Origin of the sequence: Pseudomonas sp. C8002, from assembly GCF_013385765.1 — a bacterium.
Lineage (GTDB): Bacteria > Pseudomonadota > Gammaproteobacteria > Pseudomonadales > Pseudomonadaceae > Aquipseudomonas.
The window spans coordinates 386-16,575 of record NZ_JACAPJ010000002.1; the positions used below are offsets into that span (position 1 = coordinate 386).

Sequence of the window (16,190 nt, forward strand, 5' to 3'; positions counted from 1 at the left end):
GCTGTAAGAGCGGAACCAATAGTGGCCGTTACCTAAATAACGGATATGTACCCCGCCCCAAGCCCCCCCCATCAACAGCCTTTAAAAACCCCAGGCCGCTTCTCGACCATCGCCCGTACACCTTCCTTGGCATCCTCACTATTCAGCAGTTTCTCCACCAAAACGGGCAACCCGGCCGCCGCCGCGGTCTCCCCCTCGATCCGTGCCTGACGCGCCGACATCAGCGTGGCCTGCACCCCCAGCGGCGCCTGCTGGGCAATGCGGTTTGCCAGCGCCACCGCCCGAGGCAACAAATCCTCGCTGGCCATCACCTCCTGCACCAAACCCAATCGCAACGCCTCGTGGGCATCAAACTCATCCCCCGTGAGCAACCAGCGCATGGCATTCCCCCACCCCGCGATCTGATGAAAGCGCAACGTCGCGCCCCCAAAAGGAAAAATCCCGCGCTGCACTTCCATCTGCGCAAACCGGGTATTGCTGGCACACAGATTGATATCCGCCGCCAACATCAACTCGATACCAATGGTCAGGCAGTACCCCTGAGCCGCAACAATCACCGGCTTACTGACCCGGGGCCCCGCGAAAACGCCCCACGGATCACAACCACCCAACGGCGGTTGCCAGCCTTGTGCCATCGTGGGCCCCACATTGGCCAGGTCCAATCCGGCGGTAAAGTGATCGCCATGCCCGAAGACAATGGCCACCCGCGCTTGCTCATTGCGATCAAATTCGCCATACGCCAGGCTCAAATCATTGAGCAATTCCAGGTCGAACGCATTGCGCTTGGCCACGCGATCCAGCCCCAGCAACAGGATATGACCCTGCTGTTCACGGCTGACGCGGCTGTTGGTGGCTTGGTTCATGGGGTGTGCCCTCGGGCGCAAAGGGAGGTTTCGGACCGAAGGGCCCGCTGTTAAGGGTGAACCGTTTAAGCGTCATGACCAACAGGGCCGGGCCTTTGAAAAATAGACCCTGCTGCCAGGATGCGCAAAGCCTTTGATGCAGAGGCGTTTACCTGCGGTTTGCGATAAAAAAAGCTCCCTTTTTCAGCGATTTCCGGTATAGTGCGCGCCGGCCTTTAACCGGGCCGCGTTTAGGTAGCGCAATTCCCCGAAGTCAGCTTCGGCTGCACGTCCGCACAGCGGACTCTTCCTTGACGAATCTTTTTCATTCATTCGTTTTCGCAAATCCCCGCCGACAAAGCAGCCAGGGCGACTCTTGAGTCTCAACACGGCATGCGCAGCTTTGGAGCATGGGTCTTTGCGGATGCACTTAGAGGCAGACCCATGACCCAGGAAACCGGCGGCTTCGCCGCTTTTAATCTTAACCCGAACATTCTTGCTGCCGTCATCGCGACTGGCTACGAAGAACCTTCGGCTATTCAGCAGCAATCGATCCCGATCATCATGGCCGGCCAAGACATGATTGGCCAAGCGCAAACCGGTACCGGTAAAACCGCCGCGTTCGCACTGCCAATCCTGCACTGCATCGATCCTGCCAAGCGCGAGCCGCAAGCCCTGATCCTGGCGCCAACCCGTGAGTTGGCGCTGCAAGTAGCAACCGCTTTCGAAACCTACGCCAAGCAAATGCCGGGCGTTACCGTTGTGGCCGTTTACGGCGGCGCGCCTATGGGCCCACAACTGAAAGCAATCCGTAACGGCGCACAGATCGTTGTCGCCACTCCGGGCCGTCTGTGCGACCACCTGCGTCGCGACGAAAAAGTGCTGTCGACCGTGAACCACCTGGTTCTGGACGAAGCTGACGAAATGCTCAAGCTGGGCTTCATGGACGACCTGGAAGTCATCTTCAAGGCACTGCCAGCAACCCGTCAGACCGTACTGTTCTCGGCTACCCTGCCACAGTCGATCCGTGCCATTGCCGAACGCCATCTGCGCGATCCGCAACACGTGAAGATCCAGACCAAGACTCAGACCGTTACCGCGATCGAACAGGCTCACCTGTTGGTTCACGCTGACCAGAAGACCTCGGCTGTATTGAGCCTGCTGGAAGTCGAAGACTTCGACGCCCTGATCATGTTCGTGCGCACCAAGCAAGCGACCCTGGACCTGGCCAGCGCCCTGGAAGCCAAAGGCTACAAAGCCGCTGCGCTGAACGGTGACATTGCCCAGAACCAGCGTGAGCGCGTGATCGACTCCCTCAAGGATGGCCGTCTGGACATCGTTGTGGCGACCGACGTTGCTGCCCGTGGCCTCGACGTTCCACGTATCACCCACGTGTTCAACGTTGACATGCCTTACGATCCAGAGTCCTACGTTCACCGTATCGGCCGTACCGGCCGTGCTGGTCGCGAAGGTCGTGCATTGTTGCTGGTGACTCCACGTGAGCGCCGCATGCTGCAAGTGATCGAGCGTGTAACCGGTCAGAAAGTTGCCGAAGTCCGCCTGCCGGATGCCCAGGCCGTTCTCGATGCGCGCATCAAGAAACTGACCAACAGCCTGTCGCCACTGGTGGCTGATGCTGAATCGACCCACGGCGATCTGCTGGACCGCCTGACTGCCGATATCGGTTGCACCCCGCGTGCCCTGGCTGCAGCCCTGCTGCGCAAGGCGACCAACGGTCAGGCCCTGACCCTGGCTGCCATCGAGAAAGAACGTCCACTGGTGCCGAACAACGCTCCGCGCGGTGATCGTCCAGAGCGTACTGGCGACCGTCCGGACCGTGGTGATCGTGAGCGTCGTGCTCCGGTTCCATTGGCTGAAGGCCGTGCTCGCTGCCGTACCGCGCTGGGCGCGCGTGATGGCATCGCTGCCAAGAACCTGCTGGGCGCTATCCTCAACGAGGGTGGCCTGGCACGTGAAGCAATCGGTCGCATCCAGGTGCGTGACAGCTTCTCCTTGGTAGAGCTGCCGGAAGATGGCCTGGAGAAACTCCTGACCAAGCTGAAGGACACCCGCGTTGCCGGTAAGCAGTTGAAGCTGCGTCGCTACCGCGAAGATTGATCCGCCCCCGGGCTGATTGATCGAACATAAAAAATCCCCGACTGGTTCGGGGATTTTTTTTGCCTGCAATCAGGCGAAACGGTAGATGTCCATGCCCAGCGCACCCATGGTAAAGCCTTGGTGGGCTGCGCTGAATTCACCGCCGGCGCCCCGGGCGAAATACAGCGGCAGCAAATGCTCGTCGCTGGGGTGGCTGCGCACGGCATGAGGTGCCTGGCGACGATAGTCGTGCAGCGCGGCTTCATCGTTGGCTGCCAGTTTGCTGACCATCCAATCGCGAAAATCCCGCGCCCAGGGCTCGATGCTCTCCGGCCCGGCATGCCAGTCCAGTTCGCCGAGATTGTGGGTAATGCTGCCGGAGCCGATCAGCAGCACGCCCTGTTCCCGCAGGCTCGCCAGTGCGTGGCCGACACGGGTTTGCAGGGCAGGGCCCATGCGGCTTGGCAGCGATACCTGCACCACCGGGATATCGGCCGCCGGGTACATCAGCGACAGGGGCACCCAGGTGCCGTGGTCGAAGGGGCGCTGATCATCAATGCGCGCTTCCAGGCCGTCAGCCTTGAGCAACTGCACGATTTGGGCGGCCAACTGCGGGTCACCGGGTGCCGGGTACTGCACCGCGAACAGTTCCCGTGGGAAGCCGCCAAAGTCGTGCCAGGTCTCTGGTGCGGCGCTGCCAGTCACGAGCAGCCCCTGGCTTTCCCAGTGCGCCGAGACCACCACAATGGCCTTGGGGCGTGGCAGCTCGGCTGCCAGGCGCTTGAGTGCCGGGCCACTGGCACCGGGTTGCAGGGCAAGCATGGGCGAACCGTGGGAGATAAACAGGCTGGGCAGCATGAGTAGGGTCCTGAGGGTTAAGATGGGACCATCTTCAATCAGATCATTGATCTAAATCTAATATAAGTTTTAGCGCTATTTGATCAAGTTTTAGGATAAATCATGGAACCTGGATTTTGGCATGAGCGTTGGGCGCGCAATCAGACGGGTTTCCACTTGCCCGAGGTGAATCCTTACCTGCTGCGCCACTGGCCCGGTCTGGGTGTGGCGAGCGGGGCGCAGGTGCTGGTGCCGTTGTGCGGCAAGAGCCTGGACCTGGTGTGGCTGGCGAGCATCGGGCATCGGGTGATCGGGGTCGAGTTGTCGGAAAAGGCCGTTGAAGAGTTTTTCAGCGAGCAGGAGCTGATGCCGCAGGTCAGCCAGCGCGGCGCTTTCAAAGTTTTCCAGGCGGGTTCCATCGAGCTGTGGTGCGGGGATTTCTTCGCCCTGGATGCCGGTGCCGTGGTTGGTTGCACAGCGCTTTACGACCGGGCGGCGCTGATTGCCCTGCCACCGTTGATGCGCGAGCAGTATGCGGCGCACTTGAATGGGATTCTGGCGGGAGGCAGTCGTGGCCTGTTGATCACCCTCGACTATGAACAGTCGCAGAAGGCCGGCCCGCCGTTCGCGGTGAGCAATGAGGAAGTGCAATTGCTCCTGGGCGGCCGGTGGAGCCTGGATGTGCTGCAGGAGCAGGACATCCTGGGGGACAGCTGGAAGTTTGTTCAGGACGGCGTCACGCGCCTGGACGAGCGGGTGTACCGGTTGGCCAGGCGCTGAAGAGCGCCCACAAAAAAGGGGCGATTGAATCGCCCCTTCTTCTTGTCGCTGTCAGCCGCGACGACGCAGTGCGTCAATTCGCTCTTCCAGTGGCGGGTGGCTCATGAACAGGCGAGCCATGCCCTGCTTGATGCCACCGTTGATGCCAAAGGCGGTCAGGGTGTTCGGCATGTGCACCGGCAAGCCCTGTTCGGAGCGCAGGTGCTGCAAGGCGCTGATCATCGCGCCGGTACCGGCCAGGCGTGCGCCGGCTTCGTCTGCGCGGAATTCCCGTTTGCGCGAGAACCACATCACGATCGAGCTGGCGAGGAAGCCCAGTACCAGTTCGGCGAAGATGGTCGCCACGTAGTAGGCCATGCCCTGGCCCTGTTCGTTCTTGAAGATCACCTTGTCGACGAAGTTGCCGATGATCCGCGCGAAGAACATCACGAAGGTGTTCACCACGCCCTGGACCAGCGCCAGGGTGACCATGTCACCGTTGGCCACGTGGCCGATCTCGTGGGCCAGCACCGCCTTGATTTCGTCGGGCGAGAACCGCTCCAGCAAGCCCTGGCTGACGGCCACAAGGGCGTCGTTCTTGTTCCAGCCGGTAGCAAAGGCGTTCGCTTCATAGGCCGGGAAGATCCCGACTTCAGGCATCTTGATCCCGGCTTCGCGGGACAGTTGCTCGACGGTCTGCAGCAGCCATTGCTCATGACGGGTGCGTGGCTGGGTAATGATCTGGGTGCTGGTGCTCATCTTCGCCATCCACTTGGAGATGAACAGCGAGAAAATCGACCCGGCAAAACCAAAGACCGCACAGAAGATCAGCAGCTGATTGAGGTTCAGATCAACCCCGTTGGCCGCCATGATCCCATTGAAGCCGAAAAGGCTCAGCGTGATGCTGGCAATCAGCACGACCGCCAGGTTAGTGGCCAAGAACAGCAGAATGCGCATCATGGTTGTAGAATTCTCCTCATGCTTAATATGTCGCGTACTGCGGGGTATATAAGGTGCGGCATGGGGCTATTCAACCGGGGGACTATTTCAAACTGTGTCCTACAGCCTGAATGTAGAGCCTTGAAGGGAATTTCCGAGGCCTGGTGTGGCTCGGCAGCCTCGCCCCATTACCTTGCAGCCCTGTAATTATAGGGTGATGCCCGAGCAAGGGTGGAGCCGGCAGGTGTAAAAGGCGATACCGCCCGCGCAGGGCAGAGAAGTGTTGCCAGATAATCGCTGTACGACCACGGGTGGGCCGTACAGCGCAATGCCCATTACTGGCGATAGGACTTCAGGAAGTTGCCGATGCGACCGATGGCCATCTCCAGGTCATCCACCCGCGGCAGGGTGACCACCCGGAAGTGATCCGGCCACGGCCAGTTGAACGCCGTACCCTGGACCACCAGCAGCTTTTCCGACAGCAGCAGGTCGAGCACGAACTTCTCGTCGTTGAGGATCGGGCACACTTTCGGGTCGATCCGCGGGAACGCATACAGCGCCCCCATCGGCTTGACGCAACTGACGCCGGGAATCGCGTTCAGCAGTTCCCAGGTGCGGTTGCGCTGCTCCAGCAGGCGGCCTTGTGGCAGCACCAGGTCGTTGATGCTCTGGTAGCCGCCCAGTGCGGTCTGGATGGCGTGCTGGCTCGGCACGTTGGCACACAGGCGCATGTTGGCCAGCATGTCGATGCCCTCGATGTAGCTCTGGGCATTGTGCTTGGGGCCGGAAATGGCGATCCAGCCGGAACGGAAGCCCGCCACCCGGTATGATTTAGACAGCCCGTTGAAGGTCAGGCACAACAGGTCCGGCGCCAGGGAGGCGGTGCAGATGTGCACGGCGTCGTCGTAGAGGATCTTGTCGTAGATCTCATCGGAAAACACCACCAGGTTGTGCTGGCGCGCGAGTTCGAGCATGCCCAGCAACACTTCCCTGGAGTAGACGGCGCCGGTGGGGTTGTTCGGGTTGATGATCACCAGGGCCTTGGTGTTCGGGGTGATCTTGGCCTTGATGTCGGCCAGGTCCGGGAACCAGTCGGCGCCTTCGTCACACAGGTAATGCACCGGATGGCCACCGGCCAGGGTTACGGCGGCGGTCCACAGCGGGTAGTCGGGAGCCGGAACCAGCACTTCGTCGCCGTTGTTGAGCAGGGCCTGCATGGACATGACGATCAGCTCGGACACGCCGTTGCCCAGGTAGATGTCTTCGATGCCGACACCTTCAACCTGCTTCTGCTGGTAGTACTGCATGACGGCCTTGCGCGCGCTGAACAGGCCTTTGGAGTCGCTGTAGCCTTGTGCGGTAGGCAGGTTGCGGATCACGTCCTGGAGGATTTCGTCCGGCGCTTCGAAACCAAAGGGTGCCGGGTTGCCAATGTTTAGCTTGAGGATGCGATGGCCTTCCTCTTCCAGGCGTTTGGCGTGCTTGAGCACCGGGCCGCGAATGTCGTAGCAGACGTTGGCGAGCTTGTTCGATTTGCTGACCTGCATGGCGATGTGATCCTGAAAATGAACGATCCAGACGGTGTGAAGACTACCGTGCTGAGAATCCTGCGTTGGCCTGACCCATAAATACGTTTGAATGCCGGTAACGCGGGTGCCAGACTGGCGCTTTGAAGAGGCGCAATCATACGTGCCGCCTGATCCATGGAAAAGACACAGATCAGGCTTTTTCAGTTGCCGAGGTGTACCGATGGAAAAGTTGCAGAAAACCGTTGAAGAATGGAAAGCCATGCTCGACCCGGAGCAGTACAACGTGTGCCGCCTCAAAGGCACCGAGCGACCGTTCAGCGGCAAGTACAACGGCACCAAGACCGACGGCGTCTACCACTGCATCTGCTGCAATGAGCCGCTGTTCGATTCCAGGGCCAAGTTTGACTCCGGCTGCGGCTGGCCCAGCTTCTACGAGCCGATCGCCGAGCAGGCCATGGTCGAGATCCGGGACGTCAGCCACGGCATGATCCGTACCGAAGTCACCTGCGCCAAATGCGATGCGCACCTGGGCCACGTGTTCCCGGACGGACCGCCGCCGACCGGTTTGCGTTACTGCATCAACTCGGTGTGCCTGGACCTGGTACCGCGCTGAGCCGTCAGGCTCCTGCGGGCTTCGTGCCCGCAGGGGCTGTTATATCAAGGCATAAGTCCCGCCAATTAAATTGCACACAATTGAATTGCCTACTATCGTTCAGTCCTTCTTATCTCTGTAGAGGCACTGCCATGAGCGACAACCTGCTGAGCATCCCTTGCACCACCATCAAGGGTGAGCAAAAGACCTTGGCCGATTTCGCCGGCAAGGCGATTCTGGTGGTCAACACTGCCAGCAAGTGCGGCTTCACCCCGCAATACAAGGGGCTTGAGGAGCTCTGGCAGCATTACAAGGACCAGGGACTGGTGGTATTGGGCTTTCCCTGCAACCAGTTCGGCAAGCAGGAGCCGGGCAACGAAGGCGCCATTTCGGAGTTTTGCGAGCTGAACTTTGGTGTCAGTTTCCCGCTGTTCAAGAAGATTGACGTCAACGGCAGCGATGCCCACCCATTGTTCGTACAGCTTAAAAAGCAGGCCCCGGGATTGCTGGGCTCCAAGGGCATCAAGTGGAACTTCACCAAGTTCCTGATCGGTCGCGACGGCCAGGTGGTCAAGCGCTTCGCCCCGACCACCAAGCCCCAGGACCTGACCCAAGAGATCGAAGTCCTGCTCAAATGACCGACCTGTCCCTGGCCCTCGACGACCAACTGTGCTTCAAGCTCTACGCCGCCTCCCGCGCGGTCACCCGGGCCTACAAGCCGATGCTCGATCAGTTGGGCCTGACCTATCCGCAATACCTGGTGATGCTGGTGCTGTGGGAATGGCAGGCTGCAGCGGTGTCGCAGCCTACGGTCAAGGCCCTGGGCGAGCGCCTGCTGCTGGATTCCGGCACGCTGACGCCACTGCTCAAGCGCCTGGAGCAGCTTACCCTGGTGCGGCGTCAGCGCAGTGCGCTGGATGAGCGTGAAGTGCACCTGAGCCTGACCGATAAAGGCCGGCACCTGCGCGACCGGGTGCAGCCGCTGAAGGCCCGCCTGTTGTGTGACAGCGGCGTTGATCTGAACCAGGCCGATGCCTTGCGTGACGGTCTGGATCAGCTGTTGCGCCAGATCAAAGACTTGTCGTAGTCGGCACCCACAGATCGAGCAAGGCCTTGAGTTCTTCCCGGCGAAACGGCTTGGCCAGGTAATCGTTCATGCCCGCAGCCCGGCAGCGCTCGCGTTCCTCGGACATGGCATTGGCCGTCAAGGCGACGATCGGCAAGTCCGGCCAGCGCCCGCTGCGGCGGATCTGCCGACTGGCCTCATAGCCATCCATCACCGGCATATTGCAGTCCATCAACACCATGTCGAAGCCTTGCTCTTCCAGCAGCTTGAGGGCTTCACCACCGTGGGCGGCGACGATTACCTCGCACCCGAGCTTGCCGAGCATGCCCTTGGCCACCAGTTGATTGACCGGGTTGTCCTCCACCAGCAGGATGCGCGCCCGGTGGGCGAGGGGGCCGGTTTCCAGCTGGATCAGGTCCAGGACCAGGTCCGGATCGGTGCGCAAGTTGCGTTGCAGGACCTGGTACAGCGCGGTGCGGCTCAGGGGGCGGGCCTGTTGCTGCAAGGGGGCCAGGGCCGCGACTTCTTCGCTGGGCATGAAGTTGCCGTAGGCGGTTACCACCAGGATCGGGGCGGTGATCATCGGGCGCAGGCGGAACAGGCATTCGGGGCAGTCGGTGATCAGCAGGTCGGGATTCTGCCCGCTCAAGTCATCGTCGATGGAATAACAGCGCGGAGCCAGGCCCCAACTCGGCAGCAGGCTGGTGAGGAGTTCTGCCAGCCCGCTGCTGGTGCTGGTGATGGCGATTACATCTCCAGCCAAAGGCGCCAGGCGCACCGCCGGCAAGTGGGTCGGCAAGGGCAGGTCGGCACAGAACTGGCTGCCAAAGCCAGCTTCCGAGCTGATGCTCAGGCGGCCCTTCATGGCTTCGCACAGGTTGTGGGTCAGCGCCAGGCCCAGGCCTGTCCCGCCGAACTGGCGGGTGATGCCCGCACCGGCTTGGGTGAACGGCTGGAAAATCTTGACCTGGGCATCCTGGGCGATCCCGATACCGGTGTCGCACACCTCGATCCTGACCCGGCCGGCCTGGGCACTGAGGCGTACATCCACCCGGCCGAAACGTGTGAACTTCAGGGCGTTGGACAGCAAATTGCTGACAATCTGCCGTACCCGCGTCGGGTCGCCCAGCACCTGGGCGGGAAACTGCGGGTCGATCAGGCACGTCAGCTCCACGCTGGGCGCGGCGTTTTGCGAGAGCAGGTTGGCGGTGTCTTCCACCAGTGAACCGAGGTCGAACGGGATGCTTTCCAGTTCCAGTTGGCCGGCGTCGAACTTCGACAGGTCGAGGATATCGTTGAGTAGCTCCACCAGTACTTTGCCGGAGTCATGGGCGATCGACAGTTGCTGGCGTTGCTCGGCGTTCAGCGGGCTGTCGAGGGAGAGGGCGATCATCCCCAGCAGGCCGTTCAGCGGTGTACGGATTTCATGGCTCATGTTGGCCAGGAACGCCGCCCGTGCCTGGGCCATGCCCAGGGCCGTCATCTTCGCCGCTTCCAGCTCGTCGTTCGAGAGCGTCAACCGATGATTGATCGCCTTGAGCTCGGTGGTGCGGGCGGAGACGATGTCTTCCAGTTGGCCGAGGTATTCGGTCAGGCGATTTTCAGCATGCCGGCGTTGCTGGATTTCAGTCTCCATGTTTTCAAACTGTTGGTTGGCGACGTTGACCAGTACGCCGATCTCGTCGTGCTCGTGCCCCGGCGGGCAGTCCAGGCGCTCGTGCTTGCGTGAGCTCAGCTCGCGGATAATGCGCACCAGCGGCTTGGTCAGCATCACGTAGAAAAGCGCCAACAGAATGCCGGTGAGGATCAGGCTGCGGGCGAAGCCGTTGAGCAGGGTGATCTCGGCGCGGTGCAGGAAGCGGCTGCCGAACGCGTAGGTGTCTACGTCAAGACGCAGTACACCGAGGGAATCATTGGGCATGTGGGCGAGGTAGAGCCGATCTTCGAATTGGCGGTTGGCGCCAAACAGGAAGTCGCTGATGGGCCGGTAGGTGCTTTCCTTGCGCGGACGATGGACATCGGCCAGGACCAAACCGTTGTTGTCGACCAGTTGTGCATGGGTGATGGCGGGGGAGTGCAGCAGGCCCAGCGTCAGTTCCTGGGCCAGCTCGGCGTCGATGTTGTAGGCGATGCGCGAAGCCGGGTTATGGCTGATTTCAATCAGCGCACGTATTTCCCGGTTGATGGAAGCGTCTTCGCTGGCATAATCAATCCCAATCTGTATCAGGCTGAGCAAGGTTCCCAAGACGAATCCGACCAGCACTGTCAGTCTGGCTTGTTTATAAGACAAGCGGTGGGCGAACTTGATATCCATCGGGTGCTGTACCACTTTACGTTTCCTTTCGCCCGGCAAGCATAGCTGAACATCCACAGGCTCAAACTTGCCCGGCACGAATCGATTTTATTCGGTGCAGCCCTGCACGGTCTGCCTCAGGGTTGCCAATACGCCATCTTTTACAAGAACTTGCCAGAGGAATAGTCGTGGATTCTCGATTGAATGCCTTTCTTGAGCGTGCCGACGCGGTACTGGCTCGCCTGGAGCCCTTGTTGCCTGCCCCGCGTGAAGCCGTTGACTGGAACCATTGCCTGGCTGCCCGTTGGCAGCGCGAAGGTCGCAGCGGCTTTTTATTGCCACTGGAAGTCAGCCTGGATATGCGCCTGTCCGACCTGATCGGCGTGGATAAACAGCGCGAACAATTGGCCCGTAACACCCAACAGTTTCTCGACGGCCTGCCGGCCAACCATGCGCTGCTCTGGGGCTCGCGCGGCACCGGTAAATCGTCCATGGTGCGCGCCTTGCTGGCCCAGCACGCCAAGGCCGGGCTGCGCCTGATCGAGATCGAGCGCGATCACCTGGCGGACCTGCCGCGGGTGGTCGAGCAACTGATCAAATTGCCACAACGCTTTGTGTTGTTCTGCGATGACCTGTCTTTCGAAGCCGGCGAGAGCGATTATCGTGTGCTCAAGAGCGTACTCGACGGCTCCCTGGAGCAGGCGCCGGAAAACGTCCTGTTGTATGCCACCTCCAACCGTCGTCACCTGGTGCCCGAGAACCAGAGCGATAACGAGAACTGGAAGACCATAGACGGCGAGCTGCATCCCAACGAAGCGGTGGAGGACAAGATTGCCCTGTCTGACCGTTTCGGTTTGTGGCTGTCGTTTTACCCGTTCAATCAGGAGCACTTCCTGGATGTGGTCGAGCACTGGATCGGCGAGTTGGCGAGCAAGGCCGGTCTGCAGTGGCAACGCGATGAAGAGTTGGACATCCTCGCGGTGCGCTGGGCCACCGGGCGCGGTAATCGCAACGGCCGTTGTGCCTATCAGTTCGCCCGCTACTGGGTGGGCCTCAAGTTGTTGGAGCGTCAACCATGATTGATTTGCAACAGGCTGGAACCGGCCTCGATGGCTACGCCATGCTGCATGCGCAGCTGGAATCGCTGTTGGCGGATGAGCGGGATTTCATTGCCAATGCCGCGCAGTTTTCTGCGTTCCTGTTCAACCAGCTGGATGATTTGAACTGGGCAGGCTTCTACCTCAACCGCAATGAAGAGCTGGTGCTCGGGCCGTTCCAGGGGCAGATCGCCTGTGTGCGCATTCCGTTTGGTCGCGGTGTGTGCGGCGCGGCAGCGGCCTCGCGGCAAACCCAGCGGGTGGAAGACGTGCATGCATTCCCGGGGCATATCGCCTGTGACAGTGCGTCCAACAGCGAGTTGGTCGTCCCGTTGGTCAAGGACGGGCGCTTGATTGGTGTGCTCGACCTGGACAGCCCATCGCTGTCGCGGTTTACCCCGCAGGATCAGGCCGGCATCGAGCAGTTGGCGGCGATTTTCCTGCGGTTGACCGATTGTTGATGGGGTGAGTCTCCTGCAGGAGCGAGCAAGTTCGCTCCTGCAGGCTATCGACAGTCCAGCACGTCCAGTTGCATCTGCAGCATCCTCTCCAGCTCAAGCATGGATTTCTCTATTGCCTTGATGCCCGCCTCGATAACGTGTGGTGTCTCGCGTTCGCCACACGCCTGCTCCAACGCTTCACATTGTCCGGACAAGGTATCGGCCTGGATGATCCGGGCGGCGCCCTTGATCTTGTGGGCCTGGTCGATCAGGTCGCCGGGCGCGGCTTGCCGTGCCAGCATGGCCATCAGCTCGACCCGATCATTCCGGCTGCTGCTGAGCAACTCCTCGAGCAAACGCCGGCTCAACTGTGGGTCACCGCCCGTCATCGCGTCCAGGCTTTGCAGGGTAAACACGTTGCGGGTGGGCAGCGGATCGACCTGCGCCAGGTGCTGTTCCAGCGCAGTAAGACTGATGGGTTTGAACAGGCAGTCATTCATGCCGGCGTCAAAGCAGCGTTGTTTCTCCTCGGGCTGCGCGTTGGCGGTGAAGCCGAGTATCACGCACGGGGTTTTCTGCTCGCGCTCCTCATACTCGCGAATGGAGTGACTCAATTCGTAGCCGTTCATGATCGGCATATTGCAGTCGGCAATGACCAGGTCGAAGTGTTCCTGGCGCCAGGCCTGGAACCCCGCAGCACCATGATGGGCCGCGGTGAACTGATGCCCCAGGAAACCCAGTTGCTGGCACATCAGCAAGCGGTTGGCCGGATGGTCATCCACCACCAGCACGTTGAGTACTGGCGCCGGCGTGGCTGCGGCCGGTTCGAGCTTGTCTACGGCCTTGACCGGCGGCAGGCTGGTCATCTTCAGGCTGACGTGGACCTGGGTGCCTACCATGGGCACGCTGCTCAGGCTCAATTGCCCGCCCATCATGGCGCACAGGCTGCGACAGATCACCAGGCCAAGGCCGGCGCCGCTCCTGGCCAGGTGCCCGGAGTTGTCGGCCTGGGCGAACGGCTCGAACAGGCGTAGCTGGTCTTCGCGATTGATCCCGATGCCGGTGTCCTCCACTACCAGTTTCATCTCGATCTGTTGAGGTTGCCCGGTCGCCTTCAGCTGCACCTTGATCTTCACCTGCCCGCGTTCAGTGAACTTGATCGCATTGCTCACCAGGTTCGAGAGCACCTGCTTGAACCGCAGAGGGTCGATCAGTACGTCGGTATCCTCGACATCGGGGGTGAACTCCAGCACCAGGCTCAGGGTTTTCTGGCGCGCCAGGCCATCGAACACGCGGACCACCGACTCGATGACTTCGCGCAGGTTGACCCGCTCCGGGGCCAGGCTCAATCGACCGGACTCGATACGTGCAATGTCCAGAATGTCGCCGATCAACTCCAGCAGGTCCTTGGCCGAGTTGTAGGCGACCTCGATCGCAGGGCGATCAAGATGACCCTGATCGGCGCGCTTGAGTGTCAATTCCAGCATGCCAATGACGGCGTTCATCGGCGTGCGGATTTCGTGGCTCATGGTGGCCAGGAACGTACTTTTCGCGCGATTGGCCTCGTCGGCGCGTTCCTTGGCGGCGCGCAGCTCGTCGAACAACTGGCGCCGTTCGCTGATATCGATCCAGCCGCCAATGATGCCCTGGACCTCGCCCACGGAGTCGCGGTAGGGGAGGATCCAGTGGTAGATCGTGAGTTTTTTCCCGTGCACGTGCAGGGTGCGATCAAGGATCAACGGTTTACCCTCGGCCACTACCCGCTGGTAGTCGGCATGGTACTGCGCCGCCTCCGTCTCAAGGGCCATGCTCATCTGCGTGATGCTTTTGCCGATGACGTCTTCACGCTTGATGTCGAACGTCTGCAGGTAGCTGTCGTTGCAGGTCTGCAGATAGCCGTTGTGGTCGCGTACGTAGATCGGATGGGGCGTTTCATTGACCAGCGCCCGCATGAACTCGAACTGGTCGTTAAGGGCGCGCTCGGCCAGTTTTCGGTGCTTGATCTGGCGCTGCAGGTAGCCGTTCCAGGCCAGGGAAATCAACAGCAGCAGCCCGGTGCCGATGATGATCTGGGCAATCAGGCGATGGTAATTGCGCCAGTAGCCATCGGACGCTGCGTTGTAGCCGCGCCAGCGGCTGTTGATCGCCGCCATCTCATCCGGGGCGATACTCAGCAGTGCCTTGTCCAGGATCGAACTCAGCTCCGTGGCGTGTCGGGACGTCGCCAGGGCAAACGTCGCAGGCAACGTGCCGATGCTGGAACTGATCTGCAGTTTGTCCTGGAATGCCGGAGAAGAAAGCAGGTAGTTGGCGATCACCAAAGGGTTCACTGCGCCGTCGACTTGCCCCTGTGCCAGCAATTCCGATGCCTTGAAGGTATCCCCGGTTTCCACCAGGTTTATCTGGGCAAATGCCTGCTGCAGGAATTTTTCCAGCTGATTGCCCTGGGTAATCGCCAGGCGCTTGCCGGCCAGTTCTTGAAGGCTTGTGGGCGCGCCCGGCTCTTTACGGGTCAGTAGTACGTAGGAGTTTTCCAGGTAGGGGCGGCTGAAGTTCAACTGGGACTCGCGCCCGGTACTGGGGGTAATTGCGCCGATGATGTCGGCTGCGCCGGTCTGCACCAGTTGCATCATGTTGGCGACGTCACGCACGTGTTGAATCTCGAAGCGCAGGCCGGTTCGCAGGCGGATCAGCTCCAGCACGTCGGCGGTGACGCCCCGGAACTTGCCGTCGGTATCGAAGAACGTCAGGGGGGCGAGGGTTTCATTGACCACCACCTTCACCACGGGGTTGTCCTTGAGCCAGCGCTCTTCGCGCAGGCTCAGTTGCAGCTTGCGGTCGGTCAGCAGAATGTCGCTGCCCGCACTCCAGCGCTTGGCGATGCTGTCACGTTCATAGGTTGATACGCCATCGAGCACTGAGTCGATGATACTCAGGAGAATGGGTTGATCCTTGCGCAAGGCGAAGCTGAACCCGTGGGCCTCGTGCTTGCCGAAGTTGGCCATGCGGATATTTTTCAGGTAGCCCTTGTTGATCATGTAGTGAGTGGAAATGGTGTCGCCCAGGAATACGTCAGCCTGGTCGAATGCCACGGCATTCAAGGCATTTTGATAGGACGGGTAGGCGTGGATGGTCGCCTTGGGGTACAGCGCCTGCACTTCGTCCATGGGCAGGTAATGGTAGACAAGACTCAGGCGCAGACCGGCCAGGCCGTCGCCAAGGTCGCGGTTCTCACCTTCACGGGTCACCAGTACCGGCTGATCCACTGCGTAGGGCAGTGACAGGACGATGTCGGGATTCGCCGCTTCAAAACCGTTGGCAGACCCCAGAAAATCGATTTCGCCGTTTGCCAGCGCCTGGATCGCGGCTTCACGGGAGGAGTAGCGCAACACGGTGAGCGGTATCGCCAGTGTCCTGGCCAGCAGCCCGGCGTAATCGGCAGTCAGCCCTTCATAATCACGCCCGCTGGAGGTGATGTCGAAGGGCGGATAGTCGGGTGCAGAGGTGCCCAGTATCAGTTCCCGTTTGTTCTGCAGCCACTGGCGCTGTGTCTTGTTCAGGGGGGTGTCCAGTTGAACGGCACCGGCACGCCCCAGCAGGGCATATTGCTCGGGAACAGTTTGTTCGGCAGGCACGGAAGTGCTGAGGCACACCCCGATACTCAATATGATTAGATAGTCCTTTAATCGCCTGGGCATC

The 16,190-nt window shown here is 60.6% G+C and carries 13 protein-coding genes; 7 read left to right on the forward strand and 6 right to left on the reverse strand.

Features of this window, described 5'->3' with window-relative positions; genetic code table 11:
* Positions 1–71 precede the first annotated feature (71 nt).
* Positions 72–863, reverse strand: coding sequence for a crotonase/enoyl-CoA hydratase family protein (locus tag HX814_RS01785; RefSeq protein WP_134326003.1), 792 nt, complete (start codon positions 861–863; stop codon positions 72–74).
* Between the two features lie 423 nt (positions 864–1,286).
* Here HX814_RS01785 and HX814_RS01790 point away from each other — a divergent pair, with 423 nt between their 5' ends.
* The gene (locus tag HX814_RS01790) at positions 1,287–2,960 is read left to right on the forward strand and encodes a DEAD/DEAH box helicase (RefSeq protein WP_003209050.1); all 1,674 of its coding nucleotides are present in this window, start codon (positions 1,287–1,289) and stop codon (positions 2,958–2,960) included.
* A 69-nt stretch (positions 2,961–3,029) separates the two neighbouring features.
* Here the strand turns inward: HX814_RS01790 and HX814_RS01795 are convergent, their stop codons facing one another.
* Positions 3,030–3,797 (reverse strand): class III extradiol ring-cleavage dioxygenase, encoded by a 768-nt coding sequence (locus tag HX814_RS01795; RefSeq protein ID WP_003209052.1) that lies wholly within the window; start codon positions 3,795–3,797, stop codon positions 3,030–3,032.
* Positions 3,798–3,899: 102 nt separating this feature from the next.
* Here HX814_RS01795 and HX814_RS01800 point away from each other — a divergent pair, with 102 nt between their 5' ends.
* Positions 3,900–4,556 (forward strand): thiopurine S-methyltransferase, encoded by a 657-nt coding sequence (locus HX814_RS01800; RefSeq protein ID WP_177009503.1) that lies wholly within the window; start codon positions 3,900–3,902, stop codon positions 4,554–4,556.
* A gap of 51 nt (positions 4,557–4,607) precedes the next feature.
* On the opposite strand, the gene htpX is transcribed toward HX814_RS01800, so the two are convergent.
* A complete protein-coding gene (gene htpX, locus HX814_RS01805; RefSeq protein ID WP_003209055.1) occupies positions 4,608–5,495 on the reverse strand; it encodes a protease HtpX in 888 nt (295 codons plus the stop codon).
* A 314-nt stretch (positions 5,496–5,809) separates the two neighbouring features.
* The gene (locus tag HX814_RS01810) at positions 5,810–7,021 is read right to left on the reverse strand and encodes a pyridoxal phosphate-dependent aminotransferase (RefSeq protein ID WP_003209058.1); all 1,212 of its coding nucleotides are present in this window, start codon (positions 7,019–7,021) and stop codon (positions 5,810–5,812) included.
* 202 nt (positions 7,022–7,223) lie between these two features.
* Here HX814_RS01810 and msrB point away from each other — a divergent pair, with 202 nt between their 5' ends.
* The 3 genes from msrB to HX814_RS01825 all read left to right on the forward strand — a co-directional run bounded on the left by msrB (position 7,224) and on the right by HX814_RS01825 (position 8,682).
* Positions 7,224–7,616 (forward strand): peptide-methionine (R)-S-oxide reductase MsrB, encoded by a 393-nt coding sequence (gene msrB, locus HX814_RS01815; RefSeq protein WP_003209059.1) that lies wholly within the window; start codon positions 7,224–7,226, stop codon positions 7,614–7,616.
* Positions 7,617–7,747: 131 nt separating this feature from the next.
* On the forward strand, positions 7,748–8,233 hold the full coding sequence (locus tag HX814_RS01820) for a glutathione peroxidase (protein ID WP_177009502.1): 486 nt from the start codon (positions 7,748–7,750) through the stop codon (positions 8,231–8,233).
* A complete protein-coding gene (locus HX814_RS01825) occupies positions 8,230–8,682 on the forward strand; it encodes a MarR family winged helix-turn-helix transcriptional regulator (protein WP_177009501.1) in 453 nt (150 codons plus the stop codon). Before HX814_RS01820 ends, HX814_RS01825 begins: the two co-directional genes overlap by 4 nt.
* Here the strand turns inward: HX814_RS01825 and HX814_RS01830 are convergent.
* Positions 8,666–10,975 carry a response regulator gene (locus tag HX814_RS01830; protein WP_177009500.1) on the reverse strand — a complete coding sequence of 770 codons (2,310 nt, stop codon included), beginning with the start codon at positions 10,973–10,975 and terminating at the stop codon, positions 8,666–8,668. The genes HX814_RS01825 and HX814_RS01830 overlap by 17 nt on opposite strands.
* Before the next feature lie 167 nt (positions 10,976–11,142).
* Here HX814_RS01830 and HX814_RS01835 point away from each other — a divergent pair, with 167 nt between their 5' ends.
* Both HX814_RS01835 and HX814_RS01840 read left to right on the forward strand, forming a co-directional pair.
* A complete protein-coding gene (locus HX814_RS01835) occupies positions 11,143–12,033 on the forward strand; it encodes an ATP-binding protein (protein ID WP_003209065.1) in 891 nt (296 codons plus the stop codon).
* The gene (locus HX814_RS01840) at positions 12,030–12,512 is read left to right on the forward strand and encodes a GAF domain-containing protein (RefSeq protein WP_003209067.1); all 483 of its coding nucleotides are present in this window, start codon (positions 12,030–12,032) and stop codon (positions 12,510–12,512) included. The genes HX814_RS01835 and HX814_RS01840 overlap by 4 nt, the downstream gene beginning before the upstream one ends.
* Before the next feature lie 44 nt (positions 12,513–12,556).
* Here the strand turns inward: HX814_RS01840 and HX814_RS01845 are convergent, their stop codons facing one another.
* Positions 12,557–16,189: a transporter substrate-binding domain-containing protein gene (locus HX814_RS01845; protein ID WP_102368450.1), complete on the reverse strand. Its 3,633-nt coding sequence runs from the start codon at positions 16,187–16,189 to the stop codon at positions 12,557–12,559.
* Between the last annotated feature and the right edge of the window lies 1 nt (position 16,190).

Coding starts and splice junctions, on each gene's coding strand:
- HX814_RS01785 (WP_134326003.1), bottom strand. CDS start 863: ATGAACCAAGCCACCAACAGCCGCGTCAGCCGTGAACAGCAGGGTCAT.
- HX814_RS01790 (WP_003209050.1), top strand. CDS start 1,287: ATGACCCAGGAAACCGGCGGCTTCGCCGCTTTTAATCTTAACCCGAAC.
- HX814_RS01795 (WP_003209052.1), bottom strand. CDS start 3,797: ATGCTGCCCAGCCTGTTTATCTCCCACGGTTCGCCCATGCTTGCCCTG.
- HX814_RS01800 (WP_177009503.1), top strand. CDS start 3,900: ATGGAACCTGGATTTTGGCATGAGCGTTGGGCGCGCAATCAGACGGGT.
- htpX (WP_003209055.1), bottom strand. CDS start 5,495: ATGATGCGCATTCTGCTGTTCTTGGCCACTAACCTGGCGGTCGTGCTG.
- HX814_RS01810 (WP_003209058.1), bottom strand. CDS start 7,021: ATGCAGGTCAGCAAATCGAACAAGCTCGCCAACGTCTGCTACGACATT.
- msrB (WP_003209059.1), top strand. CDS start 7,224: ATGGAAAAGTTGCAGAAAACCGTTGAAGAATGGAAAGCCATGCTCGAC.
- HX814_RS01820 (WP_177009502.1), top strand. CDS start 7,748: ATGAGCGACAACCTGCTGAGCATCCCTTGCACCACCATCAAGGGTGAG.
- HX814_RS01825 (WP_177009501.1), top strand. CDS start 8,230: ATGACCGACCTGTCCCTGGCCCTCGACGACCAACTGTGCTTCAAGCTC.
- HX814_RS01830 (WP_177009500.1), bottom strand. CDS start 10,975: ATGGATATCAAGTTCGCCCACCGCTTGTCTTATAAACAAGCCAGACTG.
- HX814_RS01840 (WP_003209067.1), top strand. CDS start 12,030: ATGATTGATTTGCAACAGGCTGGAACCGGCCTCGATGGCTACGCCATG.
- HX814_RS01845 (WP_102368450.1), bottom strand. CDS start 16,189: ATGCCCAGGCGATTAAAGGACTATCTAATCATATTGAGTATCGGGGTG.